Below are 24,763 nucleotides of genomic sequence, written 5' to 3' on the forward strand. Positions count from 1 at the left end.
AGATACTACTTCTAACACATTGTTTATCTGTAAAAAAGAGCGTGGGACAAAAGTAAAGAACACTTTTGTCTCACGCTCTAAACACGTATAAACGGCGGAAGCAGAAGCAACTCCTTCGGAAATAAGCTGAAATTCACAAAAATTTAAAAAGCAATTTTCTTGAGTTTCTTCTTATTTCTTGGAGTTAAACGCTTCTGTCCCAGCCTCTTTTTTCCTTCCTTCAATTTTTTACACGTCGACGATTCAATAAAAAACCGCCTAATATTGTAAAGACAGGTGCAAGAATCGAGAAAAAGGCGAATGGCAAGTAATGCAACGCGCTAACTTTCATCGTTCCCATAATGAATGTGCCGCTGACTCCCCACGGTACGAGAGAATTGACGGTCGCACCTGAATCCGCTAGTGTTCGTGTCAAATAGGTTTTTGATAAGCCAACGTCATCAAAAGAACGCTTGAATGTTTCTCCTGGAAGAATGATGGACAGATACTGTTCTCCAACGATCAGATTGATTCCGATACAGCTCAAGGCAGTAAACCCGACTAAACGAGAAGGTCGGTCCATCTTTTCTTTTAATTCTTGAACGATGGTATCAACGATCAGATATTTGATCAGTAACCCACCTAATGCCAATGCAAGTAAAATCAAACTAGCAGAACCTAACATACTCATGATCCCGCCTCGAGAAAGCAGTTCATCTAGCTTTGGATCAGGTGTATTTGCGACATAACCATTCATCAAGATGTCTGCTGCTTTTCCGACCGTCAAACTTTTCTCATGGATAAAAGAAAGAACGAGAGCAGCTGTCGATCCCGCTAGTAATGTAGGGATAGCTGGAATTTTTTTGATTGCCCCCCCAAATAAAATAACTAGTGGAATCAATGTCCAAGGAGAGATCCAAAAGCTCGCTTTCATGTTTTGGATCATTTCATTGATACTAGCTAGATCGGCTGAATGACTGTTATGTCCTAATATCGTATAAAAAATCAACGAAAGGACGAATGCTGGGAAATCCGTATAACGCATACCAGCGATATGTTCGAATAGATTAACTCCTCCAATACCCGCTGCCAAGTTGGTCGTATCTGATAAAGGCGAGCAGTTATTCCCTAAAAAGGCACCGGAAACGACTGCGCCTGTAGTCATTGCATCATTGAATCCAAGTAAATGACCGATCCCCAAAAAAGCAATTCCAATCGTCGAAATCGTTGTAAATGAACTGCCGACAGTCACTCCGACAATTGCACAAACAAGAAATGCTGTCGGTAAAAAGAAACGCACAGAAACAAGTTTAAATCCATAAACCATAATCGTAGGGATGGTTCCAGATAAAATCCATGAAGCAACTAAGACACCAATCAAAAGAAAAATCAGGATTGGAATGATCCCTGGAGTGATTCCTTTGATGATCCCGTCATGGATCTCATCCCATGTGAACTTTTTAAATCTGCCATAAAACAACAAACACATGAAAGCTGCAAGGATCGGGATATGTGGCGAGAGCTGGAATCCGATGATCAGTACTCCTAGGAGTGCCAACAACACGATCAATACAGCGATACTTTCTTTTAAAGAAATATTTTTATTCATCGTCGATCTCCTATTTCAAATGAAAAGGCCCTGCCATGAAAAAACTATTCACTTGGCAGGACCTCCTACTAAATCAGCGACAAAACGTCGGCTGAAAGACTTATTTTTTTATTTTTCTTCTAAACTTTTTTCTACCTCAATCCCCCAAGAATCTTTCTTGAAGTGATTGATGATCAATGGAATAACGAACATGACCACTGTGATAGCTGCTACTAATAATGCATCACTCAATGTCGCTGTACCTAATGTAGCAAATACGACAACGATGATAGAGAAGATCAGCATGCAGCTGACTACCCAAGCTAATCCGTTTCCGTTTTTACCAATTCGGTAAGGACGTTCGAATTCTGGATGTTTCTTACGCATTTTAAGCAATGAAACAGCAATCAAAATGTACACGATACAATAAATAACAGTCGTAGCATTTGTAAGTGTCAAGAATACAGCACTTACGTCATCCATTACACCATAAAGCAAAGCAAATAATGAAATAACGATTGATTGTGTTAGAACGACATTTCTAGATACGCCGTATTTGTTTTCTTTATGGAATCCGAATTTTGGTGGAAGGAATCCTTCACGAGCTACTTGGATGATTGTTTTTGATGGTCCAGTAACCCAAGCTGATAATTGTAAAAGCACACCAATAAATACCATGAAGCTGAAGATATTTCCGATCACTTCTGGTAAGCCTAGGATTTGACAGTCAATCAAGATAGGCTGCGTGATATTTGCTAATTCCATTTTTCCATCTGGTACGACATTTGCTACAAGCATCGCATTGATGACATTCAATAAAACTAATCCGATCAAAGCGATAAATACGCCTTTTGTATAATTTTTTGTTGCGTCTTTCAAACGAGGCATGTAAACAGAACTCATTTCGATCCCAACAAAAATAAATGTGATACCAGCTAAGTATTTCAATGAATCAATATGTTCCAAGTCAGGGAAAGCTTTTGACCATGAAAAGTCACCTAGATAGCCGTTTGAGACTAGTCCGACTTTGAAGGCTGCCAAAACACCTAAAACGAACATGATGACTACTGGGATATATACCCCTAGCCATACACCGATGTTCCCGCCGACTTTTGCCATATCGAATTTCAAGTTCAAGATCGTGATGATCCAGTAGATAACTAAAATACAACCTAAAACGAACCAGTGATTATTGCCAAGTTCTACATTACCAAATGTGTTTCCTAACAATGGTCCTAAAGTAGAAGCGACCATTACCATACCTGGGAACATTTGCACCCATAATAGCCATGCAACGACAAATCCCCATTTGCTGCCCAGTGCTGTTTTTACCCATAACTGAGGACCGCCTTCTTGAGGAAGCATCGTTGAAAGCTCACCGGAAACCATTGATATCGGACCGGCAAAAAACAAAACTGCAAAAATTGAATAAAAAATCAATGTCCAACCGACTGCGGCTAACGTAGGAATACTCCGAACCGTTGCACACAGTGCCATTGTCAGACCGATAAAGGTCCCAAGACCCATTTTACTTACTTCAGATTTACTCACCGTTGACACTCTCCTTGATTTTTTGGATAAAATAACGGTGTCTTTGAAGTAGTTTCAGCAATAAACGAAACAATTCAGCGAATATTTGAGGGGATTCTTTGAGTCTATTGCTTGAAGGGTTTCTTCAAAGACAACCTCAAAACAAAGGGATCGAAGAGCTTAGGTCTCCCCTTGCTCTTCAGATCCAAACATGCGTCAGAAACAGTTAGTATTCAAGCTGTTTTCTAACATGATTACCTTGCTTATTTTGCTTCGCTTGCCAATAATTGGTCTGCGTAGATTTTTTCCAATTTTTCTTGAAGAGCTGCTTTGATTTTTTCAGCATATTCTTCAAAGTGTTCTTCTTTGTTCATGTATGGTGTCATTACGCTGGCACGCAATACAGTTACTTTTCCGGCACGGTTCCATTCTTCATCTGAGAATCCTAGTTGGTTCACAAATTGTAATGGGCTGTTGCCATAGTCTGGGATAGCAAAGTCAGTATGTGAAGTTAAGAACTCATTACCGTAAATGCTTCCTTTCACGTATGAAGAATAATCATATACGTCATGGTTCAATTTATTCATTGCAACTAAGTCATCGTTGCCTTTTTCTTTGAATACATAGTCTACCATATTGAAATCTGGATAAGTTAATGGATGAACTTCGATTTCTTTGTCTCCTACTTTAAATGACAAGTCATTCAAGAAGTTGTAGAAACGATGTGCACCTTCGATTGATGCACCCATTAATTTACCATATCCTGTGACATTCAAAGGTAAGACATGGTGTGCTGCCCAAACGCTGGCTGCTGTTGCCCCTGCTTTTGAACCTTCCAAGATATAAGCCCCAAGTAATGCTGGGATATCTGCGCCTTTTTCAAATACATATGTCGCAAAGTAAGAGATAACGTCTCTCATGCGGATATCTTTGATGACGATACCACCGGCAGAATATGGAACATAGCCCATTTTATGTGGGTCAATCGTTACAGATTCTGCTTCTTCGATTGCTTTATATGCACTGTGTACTTCTTCTAAGATATAATCTTTGTTTTCTGTAAAGACATTGTATTTGTAATGAACATCTTTTAAATCTTCAAATGGAATGAAGTTGTTGTCTTCGTCTAAGAAAATCGCACGGCCGTATCCGCCATAAGCAGCATCTACGTGTAAGTAGAAGTAAATACCGTCTTTTTCTAATACGCGACGCAATGCAACGATTTTATCGATACCGTCGATTGCTCCTTCTTCTGTTGATCCTACAACACCGACTACACCTAGGATTGGTGTTTTTTCAGCTGCTAGACCACGAACGATTTTTTCAAGTTCGTTGATGTCCATGCGATAGTTGTGGTCAACTGGCACTGGAATCACTTGGTCTAAACCGATACCGATGATGTCGGCAGCTTTTAGCCATGAATAGTGTTTAGTTTGTGGAACCAACCATTTTCCTAATTTTTCTAAATGTTTTCCGCTACGTGCTGAGTGAGCTTTGATTTCGTCGATTTTTTCTGGGACGCTGTCTAACAGATTCATGATTTCTTCTGTTGACAAGTTCATTAATTCCCAATCGCTTTTTCCAGCAACTAGTTCAGGTGTCACTTCTTTCATTGCAAGCGGCAATGATTTGATGTTGCGGGCATACCAAAGTCCTTCTAAGTTTGCTAAAGAACCATCAGCAACGATGTGGCCCCAGCCATCTTTATAGCTCATTAATTTTGCAAATTCCATTCCTACTTCTTCTTCCATTTGGCTTGTTGCAGGAGAAGATTCATAGGCAACGTTATTACCATTCCATAGCATAGCAAAATTGTACGCTAGTAAAGATGGCATCAATGTTTCAGAGTTCATATGACCCCAGTAACGTCCGGCATTATGCCAAGGAACGGAATGGGTACGCATCCGCGCTGAAATTTCTGATAGAACATCCTTTGTTTTATTCACAGTGTGTTCAAAACTAGCACTGCTTTTTTCTTCTGGCGTAATAATAGGCATGTCTTGAGGCATGTAGTTTTGACGCCAGCCTAAATGTTCATCCACCAATTCATTCAACAAAGCTTTATAGATTTGGCCGTTCTCAGCTTTGTCCCCAATGAATAGGGCATTTAGGTTTAGATCTTTCGACAATGATTCACTCATAGTGAAACCCTCCTAAAAAAATATTTAAATTTTGTCGAGCCCTACATTACACCTGTTCTTCTATTCTGTAAACTAAGTTTTGGCCTGATTTTTAATCATATTTTAATATGTATCAATTATCCGAATTGTTCACACTTTTGAAATAATTAAAAAAAACGAGGGAATTTACAAATGTAAACTCCCTCGCAAAGATTGTATTAACGACAACCAGCGTTCTATTTTAGGATGGGTTTCAAAATTGGAATGTTGTAATAGTATTTCCCTTTTTCAAGGTAAAAACTTACTAAATTCTAATCAATTACTTTGGCCAAAAAGTAATTTTTCTTACCTTTTCGAATAACCACAAACTTACCATCGAATTCATCGGATGGATTTATGACAAAATTTAAATCGGTAACGCGGTCACCGTTAATACTTATAGCTCCGTTTGAAACATCTTCATGTGCTTGACGTTTAGATGGTTCAATTTTTGTGGAAACAAGCAGTTCCACGATATTTTCAGGTGTGCTTGAAATTTCAACGTTCGGCATTTTACCGAATCCTTGCGCGATTTCTTCCGCATTTAGTTCTTTAATATTTCCAGAGAACAATGCTTGCGTTATTTTTTGCGCTTCTTTCAAGTCTTCTTCACTATGCACAAATCTTGTAACTTCTTCTGCCAAACGGCGTTGTGCTTCACGTTTCTCAGGTTCTGTCTCTACTTTTTTCGCTAAGTCTTCGATTTCTTCTTGAGACAAGAAAGTAAAGAATTTCAAGTATTTCACTACATCGCGATCATCTTGATTCAACCAGAATTGGTAGAACTCAAATGGTGAAGTTTTCTTCGGATCAAGCCAAACGGCACCGCCTGCAGTTTTTCCGAATTTCGTTCCGTCAGCCTTCAGCATCAATGGGATCGTTAAACCGAACGCTTCTGCTTCTGGTCCTTCTAATTTTCGGATTAGGTCTAATCCAGCTGTGATATTTCCCCATTGGTCTGCTCCACCGATTTGCAATTGCACATCGTATGTTTTATACAGATGCAAAAAGTCGATAGATTGCAGGATTTGGTAAGTAAACTCTGTAAATGAGATTCCTACTTCCAAACGGCTGGCAACGATATCTTTTGCTAACATCGTGTTGATGTTGAAGTTTTTACCGTAGTCTCTCAAAAATTCAAGTAAAGAGATTTTTGACAACCAGTCGTAGTTGTTCACAAATGTGATATTTGCATCTTTACCAAACAATTTTCTCATTTGATTGGAAAGTGCGTCCACGTTATGTTGCACTTGTTCCATCGTTTGCAACACACGTTCTGTTTTGCGGCCACTTGGGTCGCCGATCGTTCCTGTTCCGCCGCCAATCAGAATATATGGATGATGGCCTGCCAATTGGAATCTTTTCATCATCATAAATGGAATCAAATGTCCGATATGCATCGAATCACCAGTTGGATCAACGCCGCAATAAAGTGAAATGCTCTTTTCTTCAACGAGCTCGCGAAGTCTTTCTTCGTTTGTTTGCTGATTAATGGCGTCGCGCCAAGTTAATTCATCAATAATATTCATTTTACTGACCTCCGTGTAGTTTTTTTATGAAAGCAGGAACCTGCTAGCATGTGTAATCAATTATTTCTTCAGGATAGGATAGGAAATAAAAAAAGTCCCTTGGCATATAAGCCAAGGGACGAAATCTCGCGGTACCACCCAATTTGTATGTCTAGATATCCAACATACCTCTCGAACATTTAACGCTGTCGCGTGGCAATCACTGCCAAAGACTCCTGAAATGTAATTCGCTTTAAAGCATGTACTGGTTTGCAGCGACCACCAGCTTTCTGAAACATTGGCTTTAACAACTACTTCGTTTCGATCTTCGTCTTGTTATTGTTAATATGTGTCTATCATAGAGCGCAACTTTTTCTTTGTCAACAGAAAAAGGATATTTTTTTTAAATTCCTCATTTTTTCTTTTTTGAATCCGCTCTAATTCCGAACATTTTATTTTCAATTATTGTTAAAAGAAATAACTTTTTCTGTATTTTTTCTGCAATTTATCGAGAAGTCACTTTACTTTGCCTCTTATTCTTTCTTCGTTACAATAAGGAATGGGACAAGTAAAAAAATGAAAAAGCAAGGGACGAGGTATATGGAAAAAAAGCAAAAAATTATTTTAGGAGCCACTTCTGCTTTAACTATCGTTATTTTAATTCTAAGTTTGTTTTTTGTCATCCGATCATCTACAAAAAAAGAACCAATCATTCCTGAAAAAAAAATAACAGAAAAAGCAAAAGAACCGACAGATGATAAGCAACAACTAGTTACTCAAGCAAAAAATCTGGCTCAAAGCTACGATTATGACCAAGCGATTGCGTTATTGGAAAAAGATAGTAAGAACGGATCTACTGAAACACAACAGCTTCTTCAAACACTAAAAAAGGAGAAAGAACAACTGATCGACTGGTCTGATCCTACTCAGATCTCTCATGTCTTTTTCCACAGCTTGATCGTGGACCCGCAAAAAGCCTTCCACTCTCAACAGGCACAAGGATACAAAGATTATATGGTGACTGTTGAAGAATTCAACCGTTCGATCGAACAACTTTATCAAAATGATTTTGTTTTAGTTAATTTGAATGATTTGATCCAAAAAGACGAACAAGGAAATCTTTCCTTTAACGGGCTTGCGCTACCTGAAGGAAAAAAACCATTGGTTCTTTCACAAGATGATGTCAGCTATTATGAATATATGGATAATTCCGGTTTTCCTAGCCGATTGGTCGTATCAAATAACAATGAAATCAAAAATGTCTATAAAGAGAAAGATAAAGAAGAAATCGGTGACTTTGACATGGTTCCTCTGATCGATGCCTTTGTCAAGAAACATCCTGATTTTTCTTATCGAGGCGCAAAAGGTACCTTGGCCCTGACAGGTTACAACGGAGTTTTAGGTTATCGAACATCAAAATCTCAATATGGAGACAATGAAAAAACAAAAAAAGAGATTAAAGAAGCTAAAAAAGTGGCGGAACAGTTGAAGAAAGACGGCTGGAGCTTTGCTTCCCATACATGGGGTCACTTGAATATGACTCAAGCTTCACTAGAAGATGTAAAAAAAGACAATGAATTGTGGCAGCAAGAAGTTGCACCTATCCTAGGAAAAACAAATATTCTGATTTATCCATTTGGTGCAGACATCAGCGACTGGCAGCCTTATTCAGCAGAAAATCAAAAATTTGCTTACTTGAAGAGTCAAGGTTTCGATATTTTCTGTAATGTCGATGCTTCTACACCAGCTTGGGGACAATTAGGTACGGATTTCTATCGAAATGCTCGGATCAATATCGATGGCATTCGTTTTCAATCTGATTTAGACGGAAAAAATCCTATTCTTGATCCATTCATCAATGTCCATGATGTCTATGACAAAGAAGCACGCGAATCTGCTTGATTTTACGTCATTTATGAACCAAAAAAGCCGAACTGACATTTTATCGTCAGTTTCGGCTTTTTTATGCTTTATTTCTTCTTCGGTGCGATTCCCTTGATCAGGACTTCTGTCCATTCTGCTGTATATGGAAGCAGTTTTGCGTATATCTCCGACTTAGAAATTCCTTCTACCATTGCTTGAAAATAGAGGATCAAGAACTCATCCGAATATTTCAAATCCACTTTTCCTTCTTTCCGCCCTCGATGGAAAAGATCAAGCATGATACTGAAACTTTCTTGCGTATACGCATCCATCGCGTCAGAAAATTCTTTTTTTTCTTTTTTTGTATAGTATGTCATCAAATCGATATAAAATTGTTTGTTCACTCGATTGAGATAACGGATTTTGTTTTCACTCATGGCAATCAGTGTTTCTTCAAATGGAAGATTTTCCGCAATCAACGCTTTCGCTTCTTGCCCTAAATCATTCATAAATGCAAAAAATACTTCATAAATCAGCCCTTCCTTGCTGCCAAAATATTTAAAAATCGTCGCTTTACTTACCTGAGCGTTCTCAGCTACCTTATCCATTGTCACTCCAGCGGTTCCTATGTCTGTGTTCATCAAGTCAAAAGCTGCTTGTAAAATCTCTTTCTTTTTCTCTTGTGCTCTCTTTTCAAAACCGTTCATTTGTAGAGCCTCCCGTAATTTTAAACTTTTATAATATATATAGTTCAAATTTATTCTGAGGTTTATTATAACTATCTATTGAGAAAGTATCAAGCTAGCAATTCCTTGTTTATGAATTCATTGACAGAAATTTATAAAAAGAATATTATGTACTAAAATAATAAAAAAAGTTTAATAAAAAGGTATAAAACCTTTTTATTAAACTATTTAATCTTGTTTAGTATATATTTTTAGAAAAAGGAGTGGGGTTTTTATGGCAGAAATCGTCAAAGTCACACATTTGAAAAAGAGCTTTGGTCGTTTCGAAGCTTTAAAAGATGTCTCTTTCACCGTACATTCAGGTGAAGTCGTTGGATTTATCGGACCAAATGGTTCTGGAAAATCCACGACGATTCGGACACTTTTAGGGATTATAAAAAAAGACGGCGGAACGGCAACGATTTTTGGGCAAGATGTATGGGAAGATAGTTTATCTATCCATGAACGTCTTTCTTATGTTCCAGGCGATATCTCTTTGTGGGGAAATTTGACTGGAGGAGCGATCATCGATCTCTTCATGAAGCTTCATGGAAAAGGGAGTGCTCAAAAAAAAGATGAACTGATTCAACGTTTCTCTCTTGATCCTAAGAAAAAAGCAAAAAACTATTCAAAAGGAAATCGCCAAAAAGTGGACTTGATTGCTGCTTTGGCTGTTGATTCGGATCTCTATTTATTTGATGAGCCTACTTCTGGTTTAGATCCTTTGATGGAAACGATTTTCCAAGAAGAAGTTGAAAAATTGAAAGAACAGGGCAAATCCATCCTACTTTCTTCTCATATTCTCAGTGAAGTCGAGCGACTAGCGGATAAAGTCGTGATCATACGCGAAGGAACAGTCGTAGAAGAAGGAACACTCGATGAATTGCGTCATTTGACTCGTTCGACCATCACTATAGAAACAGAAGCAGAGAATAGTCACTTAGCACAATTGAACGGTGTCCATGACTTTGTGCAAAAAGGTCACCTCGCTCAATTTGCTGCTGATAACGAAGCTTTCGATGTGATTTTAGCTGAAGCGTCCAAATTAGGTGTGAAAAAATTTGAATCTATTCCACCGACTCTTGAGGATTTATTCATGAGACATTATGAAGGATGAGGAGGAAGCGAAATGACTGATAAATTTTCACGCTGGTCCACCCTTTTTTCTCAAAACCTTAGCCGTGACTGGAAAAAGATCCTGATATGGCTAGTCGGTGTCACTGCTTTTTCTGGTGGTTTTGTCCCTGCGTTTGAAGAATTGACTTCCGGACAAGGATTAGCTGGATTATACGAAACCTTGCAAAACCCGGCAATGATTGCAATGGTCGGACCAACTCCAGCTTCGAATGCTGCTGAGTATACTTTAGGAGCGATTTATGCAAATGAAATGTTGCTTTTTTGCAGTTTGTTTGCTGCTGTGATCTCTGTTTTACACGTGGTGAGCCAAACGAGAAAAAAAGAAGAACTTGGTCTGATTGAACTTATTCGTTCCTTTCGAGTCGGACGTCAAGCAAACTCTTTAGCTGTCATCGCTGAAAGTATTCTGATCAATTTGCTTTTAGCAATATCGATCAGCTGTACGATGATTTTTTTCCAAGCAGATTCGATCACTGCAGAAGGTGCTTGGCTTTTTGGGCTATCTGTAGGTAGTATGGGGATTTTGGGGAGTGCCGTTGCACTGTTTGCTGCACAACTGATGCCAAGTTCAGCCAGTTCGAATGGTCTGTCTTTAGCGTTTTTAGGTGGACTTTACCTTCTACGAGCAATAACAGATGTAGCTGATTCCTCCCTTTCGATGTGGAATCCTTTAGGCTGGTCTTATTTGACCTATCCATTTACAACTAACAACTGGATTCCTTTGCTTTATTTGTTTTTGTTCAGTCTAATCTTGATAATCAGTTCATTTGTTTTAGAGGAACATCGAGATTTGAACACCGGCTATATCCCCGAACGTGAAGGAAAACCGTATGCTAAACGTTCTCTTTTATCCTTGCGTGGTTTATTATTCTATCTAAATAAAGGGATGACAATCAGTTGGCTTATCACTTTTGGTTTGATGGGGGCGGCATACGGCTCTATCTACGGGAATATGCAACAGTTTTTAGAAAGTAACGACTTAATGAAACAGATGTTTATCCAATCTGGCGTCTCAATTGAAAAAAACTTTACAAGCACGATCATGGTCGTCTTGATTTGTCTAGCTGCTATTTTACCAATTGCTAGCATCAATCGTTTATTTACAGAAGAAACCCACGGACGTATGAATCAGCTGTTCGCAACAAAAATTTCTAGGAACCAACTTTATTGGACCAATATGTTACTAGCTATTCTATTTGCTATATTGGCAATCCTGATTAGTTCTGGTGCACTAGGGCTTTCTGCTTTGGCTTCGATGAAGGATGCGAAAGACATGGATCTATTGATGTTTCTTAAAGCCGGGTTCAATTTCCTGCCTGCCGTTTTAGTGTTTATCGGAATTAGTGGCTTTCTATTCGGATGGCTTCCTCGAATGGGTAAACTTGCTTATATCTACTTAGCTTACTCCTTTGCACTCAATTACTTTGGCGGAATTTTGGATTTACCAGAATGGTTTTCCAAAACAGCTGTCCCTAGCTGGGTTCCACGGATGCCAAACGATTCTTTTGATCTTTCCGTGTTCCTTATGTTATCATGTATCAGCCTTGCACTGTTCATTCTTGGTTCTATTGGTTATAGGCGAAGAGACTTACTAGAAGGATAATAAAAAAGCATGTACAATTTCATGCTAGCCTCCAAATCTGGGTCAAAAATCCAACATTTGGAGGTCATTTTTTTATTTACAAGTCTTCTAACTGCTCTTTATCAATGATCCAGACTTCTCGATTCTTTCTTTTTACATAACCATTCTCCTCTAATAATTTAAATTTTCTAGATAAAGTTTCGGGGGTCGTACCGATAAATGCAGCAAGTTCTTTCATTTTCATTGGCAGGAAAAAGTGATCCTTCCCTGTCGCTTTAGCTAAGTCAAGCAGATAGACAGCGACTCGTTCTTCTACTTTTTCCATCATCAAAAAAGTTGTCTGCTGCTGTACTTTTGTTAACTTCTCAACGTTGATTGCTAAAAGTTTCAGACTAAGGGCGGGATAATGCAGTAAGAGTTCCGAGAAATCTTTTTGTCTCAATATGCAAATTTCCGTTTTTTCTAGTGCTTCGCCAAATAAAGACTCATTTGGAACGCCTAGCAACTGGCTCTCTCCCTCATATCCGCCCGGCTCTATTACTCGTAAAAGCTGTTCCTTTCCGCTAGCAGATAATTGATACACTTTCATACTGCCGGAGGCCACGATCACTAATTGAGGTTCTCCATTCGGCGCAAGAATCTGTTCTCCTTTTTCCACATAGTGATGTTTGACAAGTGCGTGTACTTTTTCTTGATCTTGCTGTACTAAGTGATTGAACAAAGGAACAAATGAAACACATAAATGATCATGACTCATAATCTCTCCTCCTTCTAAACAGCTATTTCTAATAAAGGAACATGGCTTGCCTTATTCCAACTGATAATTTTCTTTTATCATAGCATAAACGTCAAGCGAACCAGATACCAGCAAATAGAGTGGATTTCTTTTTGTCACTTGCTTTATTTTCCTTCTTTTGAGACCTTAAGTAATTGATTCCTATCAATTTTTTAAATATTTACTTTTTGAATAATCAAAAACAAACCTTCACTCGCAAGCCGAGAGTAAGGTTTGTTTTTCGAATTGCTTATTTCGTGTTGTCTATTGAAATTTTTCCGCACCTAGCTTTTGATATAGTGGTGCTAGTTCTTGTAAGGTTTCAGCGGTTATTTGCTCAACGTGTTCGATTTCTTGCGGATAGAAGAATAGTTTACCCATTTGAAAGGTTCGGTCTCTCATCGCTTTTTTCAACTCTTCTTGTTTCTTTGTATCGGACAAATAGTCAGACAAAGCTAAGTGGTCGTCAAGTTCATGTTCTGGTTGCGGCCATATGTAATAATCCTTGATATCGACTGTTTTGCTCCACTCTTTCAGTATCGCAAGCAACTGGTTATACGCTGCAATGCTACCATATCGTTCTTCGCTTTTATAATGTTGGTACATCAAATAGATTTGGTATTGTTTTTGATTCAACAAAACTGCTAGACAGGCATTCTCGTCTTGACGAGATTCGCTTCGGTACGCGCTCCAAAAATGACTGCGTAAATTCCAGCCATTCGTCCAGCTTTCGATTTTAGGTTTGCTCATGCCGTACATATCAGGCAAAAGTGCAGCTGTCTGGAGCTGAATCTCTTTCCATTTTTGCCAGTGTTCTTTATATTCTTTCTTGATTTGTTCGATCTTATCTGTTGGATGGCTCTCTTTGAGCTGTTTGAATGCGTAGATTGGTCGATCAAACAACTGATAATCTGATTTTCCAAGTTCCATTGTTTCGCCTCTTTCCGTTATCTTTTGTATTCTACCTGAATTTTGCGATATGGACAAATAGAGGTTGTGAAAAAGCTGTTCTGCATCAAGTCATAAGAACAGCCAAACAAAAAACTGCGATGAGCATCACCGCAGTTTTATTGAACTTAAGGTTGATTGATCACATCTAAAAGCGTTGAAAATAAAATGGCACTAGAAGCAGCTCCTGGGTCGATATGTCCGATTGCACGCTCTCCTAGATAGGAAGCTCGTCCTTTTTTAGCTACCAAGTCTTTGGTGTGTTCTTTTGCCTGGTCAATGATTTCTTTTGTTAAATTCCCTGCCTTCAATGCCTCTGTGACTGGCAGCCAAACATCTAACATCGTTTTATCGTCAGCTTCTGCCTTTCCTCGGCTTTGAATACCCGCTGTTCCCTGCTCGATCACTTCTCCTAATTTTTCTTGAGAATCAATAGAATCGACCTCTTTTGTCGCTTTCATCATGTTCATGAATGCAGATCCGTATAACGGACCAGAAGCACCACCGACTTTCGATATCATCGCCATAGAGAATACTTTGAATGTATCACTAATTGTTTCAGGATGATCGGTTTGAAAAGCTTCTTCATAAGCTGAAACCCCTCTTCCCATGTTATTTCCATGGTCTCCATCGCCAATCGGGGTATCTAGATCACTGAGATATTGTTTGTTCTGATTGATTGCCTCTGCAAATTGCGTGAGCCATTCTTGGATTTCTTGAACGGTTAGTTTCATATTATCACCCTTTTATCTTGAGATTTTTTACCATGAAATCGTCTGTACATTGCTTTCTAAAGAATCTTTCCATTGTGTCCCTGTCAAGTCGATCAGTGTCAGAGAAAGACCTTGCATGTCTAGTGAAGTCATGAAATTACCGACTTTTCGGAAAACTACATTGACTCCTCTTTCTTCCAACAAAGCTAAAACATCATTCATGAACACGAACTGTTCCATCAAAGGCGTCCCGCCCATTCCGTTGACTAGTACACCTGCTTCTTTTGGTAAATTCGAGTAATCATCTAAAATCTTAGTAACAAGTTCCTTTGCCAGTACTTTAGAAGGCTGCATCTTTTCTCGACGATAGCCTGGCTCACCATGGATACCAACACCGTACTCAATCTCATCTTCTCCCAGTTCGAATCCTGGTTTCCCTACTTCTGGTACAGTTGCTGCTCGAAGCGCTACACCGATCGTCTTAGTTGCCTGTACCACCTTTTCTCCCAGTTCTTTCAACTCTGCTAGGGAAGCACCGTTTCTTGCTGCATCGCCCACGATTTTGTGTACAAGGACAGTACCTGCGACTCCGCGTTTTCCGGCAGTATACGTACTATTTTCAACGGCGATATCATCATCTACGATCACACTTTCTACTTCAATATCGTCCATAGCAGCTAATTCCTTTGCCATATCGAAGTTCAATGCATCCCCTGTATAATTCTTAACGATCAGTAAAACTCCTTTTCCACTATCCGCTTCCTTAATAGCCGTCTGAATCTGATCTGGAGTTGGAGAAGTAAACACATCACCAAGCACCGCTGCACTTAACATCCCTTCCCCTACAAACCCGGCATGGGATGGTTCATGTCCGCTTCCTCCACCAGAAACCAAACCAACTTGTTCCGCTTTCTGATTCTTGGCTACAACACGGGAAGATTCTACACGATGAACAAGTTCTGGATAGCTTTTTACTAATCCTTCCAGCATTTCTTCGACAATATTGCTTGGATCATTCATGATTTTTTTCAATTTATTCCCATCCTTTCTTTCCGGCATTTTGTGCTTCTGTTAAGATTTGCTGAGTATCATCCGTTATACCGGCAGTGATGGCTGCTGCAAAAGCTCCTTCCACTAAAGGCGCATCCACCAGATGATAACGTTGCTGCTGTTCTTCTTCCAACATGTCTTTTGCCAGTTCCGAATTCAATACCGCGCTGCCGATATCCGCAAAAACAAAATAACTAGCTGCATCACTTGATTCATTGACTGCTTCTACGATTTTCATCGGGTCTGATCCGATCTCGCCACTTATTCCGCCGAGAGAAAAAATTTGCACCTCTTCGGATTTTTGCATCTGCTCAATCATTTCTTTAATACCATCTGTTACTTTTTGACTATGAGAAATAAGCAAAATACTTTTTTTCACAAGAATCTTCCTTTCTTTTACATAGTTGCTAACGATTGGTTTCGCTTTCATTAATGAACAATTCAAGTATATAATAAATTTCTAATTTTGGGAAAATATGTGTAGTGCTTCTTGAAGTTTGTTATACTTTAATTAAAAGAGAGGAGTGATCGAATGATTACAACAACAACGAACAGTGTAGAGGGAAAAGCCGTAGTAGCTTATAAAGGGATCGTTTTTGGTGAGGTCATTACTGGGATCCATGCATTTAAAGACTTGGAGGCGGGATTACGAAATATCTTTGGCGGCCGCTCAAAAAGCTATGAAAACGAACTAATGGGTGCAAGAGAAGAAGCACTTGCCGAAATGGCTGAACGTGCAAAAGCATTAGGAGCTGATGCGATCATTGGCGTAAAAATGGACTATGAAGTATTAGGCAGCGACAATGGCATGCTGATGGTCACATGTAGTGGAACAGCTGTCTCCACGAGATAAGTAGGGGACATCTGTTTTAATAACTAAAGAGAGATGGGACATGTAGTGGCACTCAAGAATTAGATTTTTCAGTCTAACTTCGAGGTACTCTACCTTCCCATCCTCTCTTTTTTATTTCTTTTTGCGGATGATTCCGTAAGCTGCTGCAACTAGCACACCTGTGCCTACGAAGGAATAATTGACAGAAGCTGTTTTTTCATTTGTTTTTGGCAAAGTCTGACTTGTTGATTTGGATGGCTCTGTCGTTTGCTGAACTGTTTCTGTCGTGCTTCCAGAGGTCACTGATTTTTCTCCTGCCGAATGCAAAATATCTTTTATTCGTTGGAAACTAGCTGCTAAGTCAGCTTTTTTTGCTTCAAAATCATTAGCAACTGTTTGTGCTTCGCTGATCTTTCCGTGGATTGCTTGACTGGCCGCTGTGATATCCGCTTGAGTTTGACTTAGCTTTCCAGAAGCTGTTTGAGCAACCTGATTTAATTGCTGATTGAATTCTTTTGCTTGTTGGATCTTCCCGTCAAGATCTGTTTGGACAGCTTCCGCTTTTGCTTTCGCTTCGGCAAGCTTTTTCTCAAGTTGTGCACGGTCATTTCCCACTTTATTTTTAAGATTAGCTAAATCTTGATCGATTGCTGCTTGGTCTTCTTTCAATTTGTTTTTTGCAGCTTCTAATGCTTCTTCGAGTTCTTTTCTTTTATTTTCCAAGTCTTGCAAATGATCGATTTGGTCAGAAGAGGTAGAACTATTTATTGATGTATCTTCTGAAGATGAAATCGTTTCTCCTGAATTATCTATCGGTACATTGGAAGTCGTTTCTGTTTCCGAGGCACCGTTTTCAGCATCAGAAGAGCTTATAGTTGTTGAAGGTTCTGTTTGAGCAGGTTCAGAAGTTTCCGCAAAAGCTGTCTGTCCCAATAAGAAAATACTGGAAACAGCAATTGGCCAGATTAACGGCTTCATTCTTTTTTTCATCACTTTTCCCATCCTTACTACTTTTTAACTAATTTCTTATTATAAGCAAAAATGTTTGGAAGAACCATAAACACAACAGGCTGTTTGTCTAAAAAACGGTGCATCTTTTATTTTTTTGTACGTTCCGGGCTTTTCCATGTCCCGCTTCCATAACCTAAAATCGTTTTGACTGCTGGAATGAAAGTCGTCACGATCGTTATCGCGTTCACTATCCAGAACAAAAGCATATATAGTGGTGCGAAAAGAAGGTATTTCAATTTTCTTCGTCGATCATCTACAATCAGCGAAGCTAGCAACTGGAAAAATCCTGCGACCATTTCAAAGCAGATGAACACAAAACTGAATGTAAAAGTAATATAAATCTGTTCGTAGTTTCCTTGATATACATAATGCCCGATTAATCCAGCAAAAAGAACTACGGAAATACAAAAGAATATTGACCAGACAATACTCAATGTTTGATCAATGAAGATGATCGTTCTTCCAATATGTTTAAAAGGATGGAGCATCACTTTTTTGAAATTCGTCAGCCAGACTTCTGTTCCACCTTTTGCCCAACGTTTTCTTTGTCGATATAGCATCTTCAACGTCACAGGTACTTCCATGAAAAAGATAATCTCAGGAGCAAAAACAGATAACCAGTCATTTAACTGATGATCCCAAGCAATACTGATGTCTTCTGTCGCTCGATCTTGTCTGAATCCGCCCACATCGATCAAGGCTTCTTTTCGATACATCGTATTTGCTCCACTGTACGCATAAAGACCACCGAAAACAGCTGACTGTGTTCGTTTAATGATGCCCACGATACTTGAGAATTCAACCGTTTGAGATTTTGCAATCAATTTGGTACGATTTTGGACATCCATATTTGCAGTCACCGCAGCAATATGTCTTGCACCAGGCGAATGAAATAATTCACATACCTAATCAGTGCATCTGGCTCCGGTACCGTGTCTGCATCATTGCTTAAAATCAATTTCCCTTTTGCAAAGGCAAGTCCGATATTAAACGCGTGGGCTTTCCCTTTATTTTTTTCGATCCGAACCACACGAAGATTAGCATATTTTTTCATCAATCTGGCTAATATTTCTGGTGTTTGGTCCGTTGAACCATCGTCTGTCACTAATACCTCATAGTTGTGATAATTCAATTTCGTCATCAAATACTCGATTGTATCTTCGATCACAATTTCTTCATTATGGGCTGGCACCATGATCGTGATGAACGGTTCGACACTCAAGGGAACATCTACCCATTCTTTTTGCTTATGTTTGTATAAAAACACATAACACCAGACACCAATAAACCATACAAATCCGCCTAAAATCGGATAAGAAACGAGAAAAAAATACATAATAGACAAACAAGTATCTAAGAATAAATTACCTGTATGGGTGATTGAGATCATTTCAGTTCCACCCCATTTTCTTTATACAAATCTGCAATGAATGTCGTATCTAGATTTTTCTCTTCGGAGACAGAATAAAAACGGACCGTTTCTCTCTCTTCTTTTGTTCCAAAACGTTCCGTATACACTTCTTCAAGTAATTCTTGTCTTTTTTTCAATTTTTCATCTTCATATTCAAAAGATTTATTTACTTTTTTGTATAGATTTCGATTGTTCCACCTAGTCAATACAAATGAGGTAATCAGGAAACTGAAAAAAATCAATACAAAAAAGCCGATTAAGAAATACAGCATTTTCTTTTCTGATAAAAAAGCGTACAAGGAAAAATCCTTGGCTCTTTCTGGTCTCGTTAATGGGAAAAACACCCATATAAAAGGAAGAACAACGATCATCCATCCTAAAAGAGCCACTAACGTTTGCCAAATCTTTAACCAGTAATTACCTTTTGAAAAATACTTATCTTTCACCAAAATTGATGCAACTTCTTCTCTTGTTACTTTTTTCATATCCTCACCTCACGTTTTTTTGTTACGACGTAGGAGTTTACCATACATTTCATTTCTTTTCACATAAAGTGTTCCTAAATTTTTCCTAAGAAAAAGAACAAAACATTTCTCATCAGCAAATGAAAAATATTTTGTTCTTTTTATCAGTTGTTCTTTTTATTTTTTATCTCTTAATTATGTTGCTCTTTCCAATACGACAATGCTTTTCATTCCTCTAGATATCGCCGTGTACATTTGTCTGCGTCTTCTTTGCTCATCTCCATCGTTTTCAAATGGATATAAGATTACATGATCAAATTCCAGTCCTTTTGCTAGACTCAAAGGAATGATTTGGCAGTTTTCTAATCCATATGAATTTTTTTTAATCGATTCTTGTAGCGTTTGGGTTTCCTCTTCTGTTTGGGTGATAACTGCCGCTTTTTCTCCTTTTAGAGAAACCAAAATCTCAGCTAGTATTTTCAACAATTCTTCAGAGGATCGAAAAGAGCGGTATTCGGGTTCTTTTCCTTGCGGTCGGATCGATACGATGTCGATCTTCTCTTGATCCATAGCATAGGTTTTGAAAAGCTCTGTGATTGCTCCGCTAGAACGGTAACTATTTCTAAGATCATACCGATGGATCGGCAGATGGTAGTCGTCGAAACAACGCATAATATCAGCAAAAGTAGTGGAAGAATTAAAGATTGCCTGATTCTCGTCACCTACTAAAGTAAAGTGAGTTTTTGGAAATAATTCGATCAATAGACCTAATTGTGCCAGGGTATAATCTTGTACTTCATCAATCAATAGATAGCGAAATGCTGGTACATTTACCTTTTCAACAAGTAAATGACGAATAGCTAATATAATGACTGCTTCATCAACAGTACGTGTGGGTTGCCAAGCATAAGCTGAGCCATATCGTTTTTCATAAATTCTTTCAAACAACTGATGCTCATCCACCCATGCCATTTCTTCGATTTGTCTGGTTATTTTTCGATATTTTTTTTGTAAAAGTTTCCTTGCATAAGCTGCAATACTTTGTTCCGAATCATCAGAAATCAATTTACCGAATAATTCCAACTGCCTATCTTCTGTCAACGAGAGTACCTGATTCTGCACAGCAGGACTTTTTGCTTGTTTCAAAAGATGATTCTTCCATTCGCTCATCAGTGCCTTTTTCGTTGCTTGAAGCCTATCGATCAATTTAGGATGAGCAGGAACTTTCTCATATATTTTTTCGATCGTTTTTTTAGAAAGGACTGTTTTTCCATTTTTAGTAAGTCCACGGATAAAATTCGGATGATCTAAAAACAAAGGATCTGATTGTTTTAGATTATCGATAAACTTTTTGCTACGCAAACGTTCTGTCTGCTCCGATACATTTTCTCCCGTGATACGTTTGAAATAAGCCTCTTCACCTTCTATTTCCTCTGCTGAAAGCTGTGAAACCAGCTGTATGATGGTTAGATTCAGTGGATTTCTTTCACCTAATGATGGTAGGACATTCGAAATATAGTCGATAAACCGATGATTAGGTGATAGAATCAGCAAGTCATCAGATGTCATCGTATCTCGATATAAATAGAACAGATACGCAATACGCTGCATGATAGCAGAGGTTTTACCACTTCCTGCTACGCCATTTACCAAGATATTTTGACTTTTCACATCCCGAATGATTGTGTTTTGTTCCGATTGGATCGTAGCTGTGATAGCCTTCATTTCATTGGTCTCATCTTGGCCTAAGACTTCTAATAATACGTCATCTTGAATAGCTACAGACGTATCAAAAAACTTGACCAAACGATCTCTTTCCAAAAGAAATTGTCGTCTTTCTTTGATAACCGTATCGATTTTATTTTGCCGAACCGTATAAGAAGACGGACCAATCATGTTATTGTAAAAAAGTTCGGCAATTGGTGAACGCCAATCATAAACAAGATTTTCATCTGCATCATCTGTGAAATTTGCTGTACCGATATAAAAGGATTCTTTTGGCTCATTATCCAGAAAGTCTACAACGACTTTTCCAAAGTAGGGACTTTTCAATAAACGTTCGATCTTTGCTAGCTGATTTTCTGCGTTTTTCTGTTTGATATTCATCTGATCGATTTCTCTATTTTTCATTTCAATCATCGAAAAAGTATCCAGGTTATCTAAGTAACTGTCAAAATTCAATCGAAGCTCGCCAGCCATTTCTTTCAACGACTGGTTTCCTTCTATTTTTGCCGTATCCATCGATTCACGCAGTTCGTTTTTTTTATCAATTAGCTTTTGATACACGTTCTTCAGATATGCTTCTTCTAACTGCTTTTGTGTGTTGACCATACACATTCTCCTCTTTTTTTAAAGTGGTGGAACCGATTAGTTTACCTCTTTTAAGAGTCGAATGCAAGCTTTTTAACGAGTATCATTTGTTAGGATATATCAGTTCTTCTGGTCGGACAGTTTGATATAAAGAAAATGCACCATCAAGGTTTTTTACGTGGTAGCCAGACTGCTTCAAGATTCTTTCCGCTAGATAGCTACGTAGTCCACTATGACAGCTGACGATATATTCTTGCTGGCTGTCTAATTCATCTAATCGGTCTCGAAGTTCATTCAAAGGGATATGTTTGGCTTCCTTGAATTTGCCTTTTTCCAATTCTTCTGCTGTTCGCACATCTAATAAAATTTTTCCTTTTGCTAATTCTGTCGGCAATTCATGCCATTGTACGGTTTCACTAAACCCTTCTACAATGTTCATTGCTGCATATCCTAGCATGTTTACTGGATCTTTGGCTGAGCCAAATGGCGGTGCATACGTCAATTCTAATTCCGGTAAATCGAAGATCGTCAAATGCCCTTTGATTGCTGTTGCTAAAATATCGATCCGTTTATCCACACCTTTTGCCCCAACACCTTGTGCACCATAAATCTCGCCAGTCTCTGGATGGAAGATCAACTTCAGTAAAATATCTGTTGCTTCTGGATAATAGCTTGCATGATCTTTTCCTGATACATGAATGACTTCAAAAGACAGTTCGTTTTCTTTGGCTGTTCTTTCACTTAAACCGGTGGATGCGGCAGTCATTCCAAACGTTCGTATAATTGCTGTTCCAATACCGCCTTGATTTCTTCGAGAAATTCCGGAAATCGTGTCCGCAACTTGTCTACCTTGACGATTGGCTGGTGAAGCAAGAGAAATAAGTGCATCTTTTCCAGTGATTTGCTGTTTTACAACGATAGCATCCCCCACCGCATAAATATCAGGAATATTCGTTTGATATCGTTCGTCTACTAGGATACCCCCGCGTATACCTAATTCGATTCCAGCAGTCACTGCTAGCTGGTTATCAGGACGAACACCAATGGATAAAATAACTAAATCAGCAGGGATGGTACGCCCATCATCCAGTCGCAATCGTTTCCCGTGGTCTTCAAATCCAGCGACAGCATGAGAAGTAATCACTTCTACTCCTTGATGAGACAATTCTTTTTCTATAAAAGCTGCCATTTCTTCATCCAGCGTCGGAAGAATATGTGGTGCTTGTTCGATCACCATGACTTCTAAACCTCTTCTTTTTAGGTTTTCTGCCATTTCCAATCCGATGAATCCTGCACCAACGATCACGGCACGCTTTGGCTGTTTTTCTAATGCATGTATCACTTTATCGATATCTGGTACATTTCTAATAGAAAAAACATTGTCGGCTTCTGTTATCCCTGGAATCGATGGAACAACTGGTTTTGCACCAGGAGATAAAATCAATGCATCGTACTGTTCAATGTGTTTTTGACCCTCATGTACGACTTCTACCGTTTTGTTTTCGGGAAAGATGGCTGTCACTTCATGATTTGGACGCACATCTAAACAAAAACGAGCGGATAATGATTCTGGCGTTTGGACAAGAAGATTTTCCCGTTCACTGATTTCTCCCGAAAGATAATAAGGCAAGCCGCAATTTGCAAAAGAAACATACGGTCCTTTTTCAAAAACAACGATTTCTGCATCTTCCATTAATCGGCGAAGCCGTGTAGCAGCAGACATTCCACCTGCTACACCTCCGACAATAACGATTTTCATCTTATTTCCCTCCTACTGTTCGATCAAACCATTGATTCATGCCACCACGTACATTCACTACATCATAACCAGATTTCTTTAATTCTTTAGCTGCTTGTTTACTCCTCATCCCTGATTGACAAATCACATAGACGGTCTTTTCTTTGTCTCCATCATATCTGTTTATACTTTGTAACGGAACATTTTTAGCTCCTTTTATATGCCCACCCCGGTATTCTGCAGGTGTTCTAACATCAAGTAACGCTGGATTTTCCAAAAGCTTTTCCTTTAATTCTGGGACTGTTATCGATTTTATTGATTGAAATAGCAAATTCATTTTCTGCACCTCATTTACATTTTTATAAATACCTCATGGGGTATATTAAACAGGAGCTTTATTAATATGTCAACCAGAATGACTCTTCATTTTTTTCACTACTTTTTATATTTGCATAAAATACCGATAAGGGGTATTATCTAATTATAAAAATAGAGGAGAATGTGTTATGGAGATTGATAATAAAAATATCCTGAACCGTTTGAAACGTACAGAGGGACAAATTCGTGGTATCCAAAAAATGATCGAAGACGAAAAAGAATGTATGGATGTCATCACTCAATTAAGCGCTGTTCGTTCTAGTATTGATCGCGTAATGGGCATGATCGTTGCAGATAATCTGAAAAATTGCTTTGAGAAACCTGATAGTAATCCAGAAGAACAAGCGGCTAAACTAGAACAAGCGATCAAGATGATTATTAAAAAGTAAAGGAATGATTTCAATGAAAGTCGTTTTCCATATTGATGAATTAGAAAAATGGTCAGAAACAGGGAAAAACGTAAAAAACCTGATAAAAGCTTCTCCAGAAACGACGATTGTCGTATCTGTAAATGGCATCGCGATTACCGGTTATCTAGACTCTGCCAATGCAGAATTCTTAGATTTGCAAGGAGTCGTTTTTCACGCTTGCGCCAATGCTATGCGTGCTAATCATATTTCAGAAAGTTCTTTACCTGAACAAGTAATCGTTGTACCAGCAGGTGTCCTTGATTTAGTTGAACTGCAATCCCAAGGTTATGCTTATATCAAGCCTTAGTCAGTAGAGGTTGCGACAGAAGTGATCAGCTTCAAGAAATTTCGGCTTATTTTTCGAAGAAGCTACTTCTGGAAAACCGTGAATCAAAGGTTGTGAAAAAGCTGTCCTGCATCAAGTAATAAGAACAGCCAAACAAAAATAGCTTCTCATATTTTTCGTTTGGTTGGGCTTATTACCGCAGATGCAAGCTTTTGAACACCGTTTAAGGAAGAGATTGTGAAAAAGTCGCTTAGTTTCGAGTATTAAGAAAAATTTTGTGAAAATGGATTTCTACATTTTTGCATAAATTTGGCTTAATACCGAGAAACTGGCTTTTGAATACCGTTTATCCAGAGGTTGTGAGCC

General features: G+C 38.6%; 21 protein-coding genes, 1 pseudogene and 1 other annotated feature. Of the genes and pseudogenes, 6 read left to right on the forward strand and 16 right to left on the reverse strand.

Translation table 11 applies throughout. The features are described 5' to 3' along the window. Positions 1-220: 220 nt before the first annotated feature. From nhaC to tyrS, 4 genes are all read right to left on the reverse strand, one after another. Positions 221-1,588: a Na+/H+ antiporter NhaC gene (gene nhaC, locus DIZ30_RS03395; protein ID WP_002286385.1), complete on the reverse strand. Its 1,368-nt coding sequence runs from the start codon at positions 1,586-1,588 to the stop codon at positions 221-223. 108 nt (positions 1,589-1,696) lie between these two features. Beyond that, complete coding sequence (tyrP, locus tag DIZ30_RS03400; protein ID WP_002316652.1) at positions 1,697-3,094, reverse strand: tyrosine-tyramine antiporter; 1,398 nt, start codon at positions 3,092-3,094, stop codon at positions 1,697-1,699. A gap of 266 nt (positions 3,095-3,360) precedes the next feature. Continuing rightward, positions 3,361-5,238, reverse strand: coding sequence for a tyrosine decarboxylase (gene tdc / locus DIZ30_RS03405; protein ID WP_002286400.1), 1,878 nt, complete (start codon positions 5,236-5,238; stop codon positions 3,361-3,363). Between the two features lie 290 nt (positions 5,239-5,528). Beyond that, positions 5,529-6,785, reverse strand: a complete 1,257-nt coding sequence (gene tyrS, locus DIZ30_RS03410; RefSeq protein ID WP_109023093.1) for a tyrosine--tRNA ligase — start codon at positions 6,783-6,785, stop codon at positions 5,529-5,531. 111 nt (positions 6,786-6,896) lie between these two features. Continuing rightward, positions 6,897-7,102, reverse strand: a binding site (T-box leader). A 262-nt stretch (positions 7,103-7,364) separates the two neighbouring features. Here tyrS and DIZ30_RS03415 point away from each other — a divergent pair. After that, a complete protein-coding gene (locus DIZ30_RS03415; protein ID WP_002296829.1) occupies positions 7,365-8,666 on the forward strand; it encodes a polysaccharide deacetylase family protein in 1,302 nt (433 codons plus the stop codon). A gap of 68 nt (positions 8,667-8,734) precedes the next feature. On the opposite strand, the gene DIZ30_RS03420 is transcribed toward DIZ30_RS03415, so the two are convergent. Then, entirely contained in the window at positions 8,735-9,334 is a 600-nt protein-coding gene (locus DIZ30_RS03420) for a TetR/AcrR family transcriptional regulator (RefSeq protein WP_109023094.1), read from the reverse strand. A 253-nt stretch (positions 9,335-9,587) separates the two neighbouring features. Here DIZ30_RS03420 and DIZ30_RS03425 point away from each other — a divergent pair, with 253 nt between their 5' ends. Together DIZ30_RS03425 and DIZ30_RS03430 are read left to right on the forward strand one after the other, a co-directional pair. Next, complete coding sequence (locus DIZ30_RS03425; RefSeq protein ID WP_109023095.1) at positions 9,588-10,469, forward strand: ABC transporter ATP-binding protein; 882 nt, start codon at positions 9,588-9,590, stop codon at positions 10,467-10,469. 12 nt (positions 10,470-10,481) lie between these two features. Continuing rightward, the gene (locus tag DIZ30_RS03430) at positions 10,482-12,092 is read left to right on the forward strand and encodes an ABC transporter permease (RefSeq protein ID WP_109023096.1); all 1,611 of its coding nucleotides are present in this window, start codon (positions 10,482-10,484) and stop codon (positions 12,090-12,092) included. A gap of 76 nt (positions 12,093-12,168) precedes the next feature. Here DIZ30_RS03430 and DIZ30_RS03435 read toward each other — a convergent pair whose 3' ends face one another. From DIZ30_RS03435 to dhaM, 5 genes are all read right to left on the reverse strand, one after another. After that, positions 12,169-12,828 carry a Crp/Fnr family transcriptional regulator gene (locus DIZ30_RS03435; protein WP_002289290.1) on the reverse strand — a complete coding sequence of 220 codons (660 nt, stop codon included), beginning with the start codon at positions 12,826-12,828 and terminating at the stop codon, positions 12,169-12,171. A 282-nt stretch (positions 12,829-13,110) separates the two neighbouring features. Then, positions 13,111-13,776 carry a glucose-6-phosphate 1-dehydrogenase family protein gene (locus DIZ30_RS03440; protein WP_002289292.1) on the reverse strand — a complete coding sequence of 222 codons (666 nt, stop codon included), beginning with the start codon at positions 13,774-13,776 and terminating at the stop codon, positions 13,111-13,113. Positions 13,777-13,922: 146 nt separating this feature from the next. Continuing rightward, positions 13,923-14,528: a dihydroxyacetone kinase subunit DhaL gene (dhaL, locus tag DIZ30_RS03450; protein ID WP_002317529.1), complete on the reverse strand. Its 606-nt coding sequence runs from the start codon at positions 14,526-14,528 to the stop codon at positions 13,923-13,925. Between the two features lie 27 nt (positions 14,529-14,555). Then, positions 14,556-15,566 (reverse strand): dihydroxyacetone kinase subunit DhaK, encoded by a 1,011-nt coding sequence (dhaK, locus tag DIZ30_RS03455; RefSeq protein ID WP_002328292.1) that lies wholly within the window; start codon positions 15,564-15,566, stop codon positions 14,556-14,558. After that, the gene (gene dhaM / locus DIZ30_RS03460; RefSeq protein ID WP_002317527.1) at positions 15,541-15,936 is read right to left on the reverse strand and encodes a dihydroxyacetone kinase phosphoryl donor subunit DhaM; all 396 of its coding nucleotides are present in this window, start codon (positions 15,934-15,936) and stop codon (positions 15,541-15,543) included. The genes dhaK and dhaM overlap by 26 nt, the downstream gene beginning before the upstream one ends. Positions 15,937-16,089: 153 nt before the next feature. Here dhaM and DIZ30_RS03465 point away from each other — a divergent pair, with 153 nt between their 5' ends. Then, positions 16,090-16,410, forward strand: coding sequence for a heavy metal-binding domain-containing protein (locus DIZ30_RS03465; protein ID WP_002289297.1), 321 nt, complete (start codon positions 16,090-16,092; stop codon positions 16,408-16,410). Between the two features lie 111 nt (positions 16,411-16,521). On the opposite strand, the gene DIZ30_RS03470 is transcribed toward DIZ30_RS03465, so the two are convergent. The 6 genes and pseudogenes from DIZ30_RS03470 to DIZ30_RS03495 all read right to left on the reverse strand — a co-directional run bounded on the left by DIZ30_RS03470 (position 16,522) and on the right by DIZ30_RS03495 (position 23,660). Further along, positions 16,522-17,379, reverse strand: a complete 858-nt coding sequence (locus tag DIZ30_RS03470) for an LPXTG cell wall anchor domain-containing protein (RefSeq protein WP_002317526.1) — start codon at positions 17,377-17,379, stop codon at positions 16,522-16,524. 107 nt (positions 17,380-17,486) lie between these two features. Continuing rightward, positions 17,487-18,790, reverse strand: a pseudogene (locus tag DIZ30_RS03475) (glycosyltransferase). Further along, on the reverse strand, positions 18,787-19,296 hold the full coding sequence (locus DIZ30_RS03480) for a hypothetical protein (RefSeq protein WP_002294644.1): 510 nt from the start codon (positions 19,294-19,296) through the stop codon (positions 18,787-18,789). Before DIZ30_RS03480 ends, DIZ30_RS03475 begins: the two are co-directional and overlap by 4 nt. A 174-nt stretch (positions 19,297-19,470) precedes the next feature. Beyond that, positions 19,471-21,606 carry a UvrD-helicase domain-containing protein gene (locus DIZ30_RS03485; RefSeq protein ID WP_109023097.1) on the reverse strand — a complete coding sequence of 712 codons (2,136 nt, stop codon included), beginning with the start codon at positions 21,604-21,606 and terminating at the stop codon, positions 19,471-19,473. 82 nt (positions 21,607-21,688) lie between these two features. Continuing rightward, on the reverse strand, positions 21,689-23,344 hold the full coding sequence (locus DIZ30_RS03490; RefSeq protein WP_109023098.1) for an FAD-dependent oxidoreductase: 1,656 nt from the start codon (positions 23,342-23,344) through the stop codon (positions 21,689-21,691). A 1-nt stretch (position 23,345) separates the two neighbouring features. Beyond that, positions 23,346-23,660, reverse strand: coding sequence for a rhodanese-like domain-containing protein (locus tag DIZ30_RS03495; protein WP_002294651.1), 315 nt, complete (start codon positions 23,658-23,660; stop codon positions 23,346-23,348). 169 nt (positions 23,661-23,829) lie between these two features. Between DIZ30_RS03495 and DIZ30_RS03500 the strand changes: the two genes are divergently transcribed. Then, entirely contained in the window at positions 23,830-24,090 is a 261-nt protein-coding gene (locus tag DIZ30_RS03500; RefSeq protein WP_002294653.1) for a metal-sensitive transcriptional regulator, read from the forward strand. 13 nt (positions 24,091-24,103) lie between these two features. Then, on the forward strand, positions 24,104-24,418 hold the full coding sequence (locus DIZ30_RS03505) for a DsrE family protein (RefSeq protein WP_002321527.1): 315 nt from the start codon (positions 24,104-24,106) through the stop codon (positions 24,416-24,418). The last annotated feature ends 345 nt before the right edge of the window (positions 24,419-24,763 follow it).

Source organism: Enterococcus sp. H57, from assembly GCF_003112495.1.
GTDB classification, from domain to species: domain Bacteria; phylum Bacillota; class Bacilli; order Lactobacillales; family Enterococcaceae; genus Enterococcus_B; species Enterococcus_B faecium.

Excerpts from the sequence above, each read along its gene's own strand:
- DIZ30_RS03430 (WP_109023096.1), top strand. The coding sequence starts at position 10,482 with ATGACTGATAAATTTTCACGCTGGTCCACCCTTTTTTCTCAAAACCTT.
- dhaK (WP_002328292.1), bottom strand. The coding sequence starts at position 15,566 with ATGCCGGAAAGAAAGGATGGGAATAAATTGAAAAAAATCATGAATGAT.
- DIZ30_RS03505 (WP_002321527.1), top strand. The coding sequence starts at position 24,104 with ATGAAAGTCGTTTTCCATATTGATGAATTAGAAAAATGGTCAGAAACA.
- DIZ30_RS03485 (WP_109023097.1), bottom strand. The coding sequence starts at position 21,606 with ATGGTCAACACACAAAAGCAGTTAGAAGAAGCATATCTGAAGAACGTG.
- DIZ30_RS03415 (WP_002296829.1), top strand. The coding sequence starts at position 7,365 with ATGGAAAAAAAGCAAAAAATTATTTTAGGAGCCACTTCTGCTTTAACT.
- DIZ30_RS03495 (WP_002294651.1), bottom strand. The coding sequence starts at position 23,660 with ATGAATTTGCTATTTCAATCAATAAAATCGATAACAGTCCCAGAATTA.
- dhaL (WP_002317529.1), bottom strand. The coding sequence starts at position 14,528 with ATGAAACTAACCGTTCAAGAAATCCAAGAATGGCTCACGCAATTTGCA.
- DIZ30_RS03435 (WP_002289290.1), bottom strand. The coding sequence starts at position 12,828 with ATGAGTCATGATCATTTATGTGTTTCATTTGTTCCTTTGTTCAATCAC.
- DIZ30_RS03440 (WP_002289292.1), bottom strand. The coding sequence starts at position 13,776 with ATGGAACTTGGAAAATCAGATTATCAGTTGTTTGATCGACCAATCTAC.
- DIZ30_RS03465 (WP_002289297.1), top strand. The coding sequence starts at position 16,090 with ATGATTACAACAACAACGAACAGTGTAGAGGGAAAAGCCGTAGTAGCT.
- DIZ30_RS03420 (WP_109023094.1), bottom strand. The coding sequence starts at position 9,334 with ATGAACGGTTTTGAAAAGAGAGCACAAGAGAAAAAGAAAGAGATTTTA.
- DIZ30_RS03470 (WP_002317526.1), bottom strand. The coding sequence starts at position 17,379 with ATGAAAAAAAGAATGAAGCCGTTAATCTGGCCAATTGCTGTTTCCAGT.
- tyrP (WP_002316652.1), bottom strand. The coding sequence starts at position 3,094 with ATGGGTCTTGGGACCTTTATCGGTCTGACAATGGCACTGTGTGCAACG.
- nhaC (WP_002286385.1), bottom strand. The coding sequence starts at position 1,588 with ATGAATAAAAATATTTCTTTAAAAGAAAGTATCGCTGTATTGATCGTG.
- DIZ30_RS03490 (WP_109023098.1), bottom strand. The coding sequence starts at position 23,344 with ATGAAAATCGTTATTGTCGGAGGTGTAGCAGGTGGAATGTCTGCTGCT.
- tdc (WP_002286400.1), bottom strand. The coding sequence starts at position 5,238 with ATGAGTGAATCATTGTCGAAAGATCTAAACCTAAATGCCCTATTCATT.
- tyrS (WP_109023093.1), bottom strand. The coding sequence starts at position 6,785 with ATGAATATTATTGATGAATTAACTTGGCGCGACGCCATTAATCAGCAA.
- DIZ30_RS03425 (WP_109023095.1), top strand. The coding sequence starts at position 9,588 with ATGGCAGAAATCGTCAAAGTCACACATTTGAAAAAGAGCTTTGGTCGT.
- DIZ30_RS03480 (WP_002294644.1), bottom strand. The coding sequence starts at position 19,296 with ATGAAAAAAGTAACAAGAGAAGAAGTTGCATCAATTTTGGTGAAAGAT.
- DIZ30_RS03500 (WP_002294653.1), top strand. The coding sequence starts at position 23,830 with ATGGAGATTGATAATAAAAATATCCTGAACCGTTTGAAACGTACAGAG.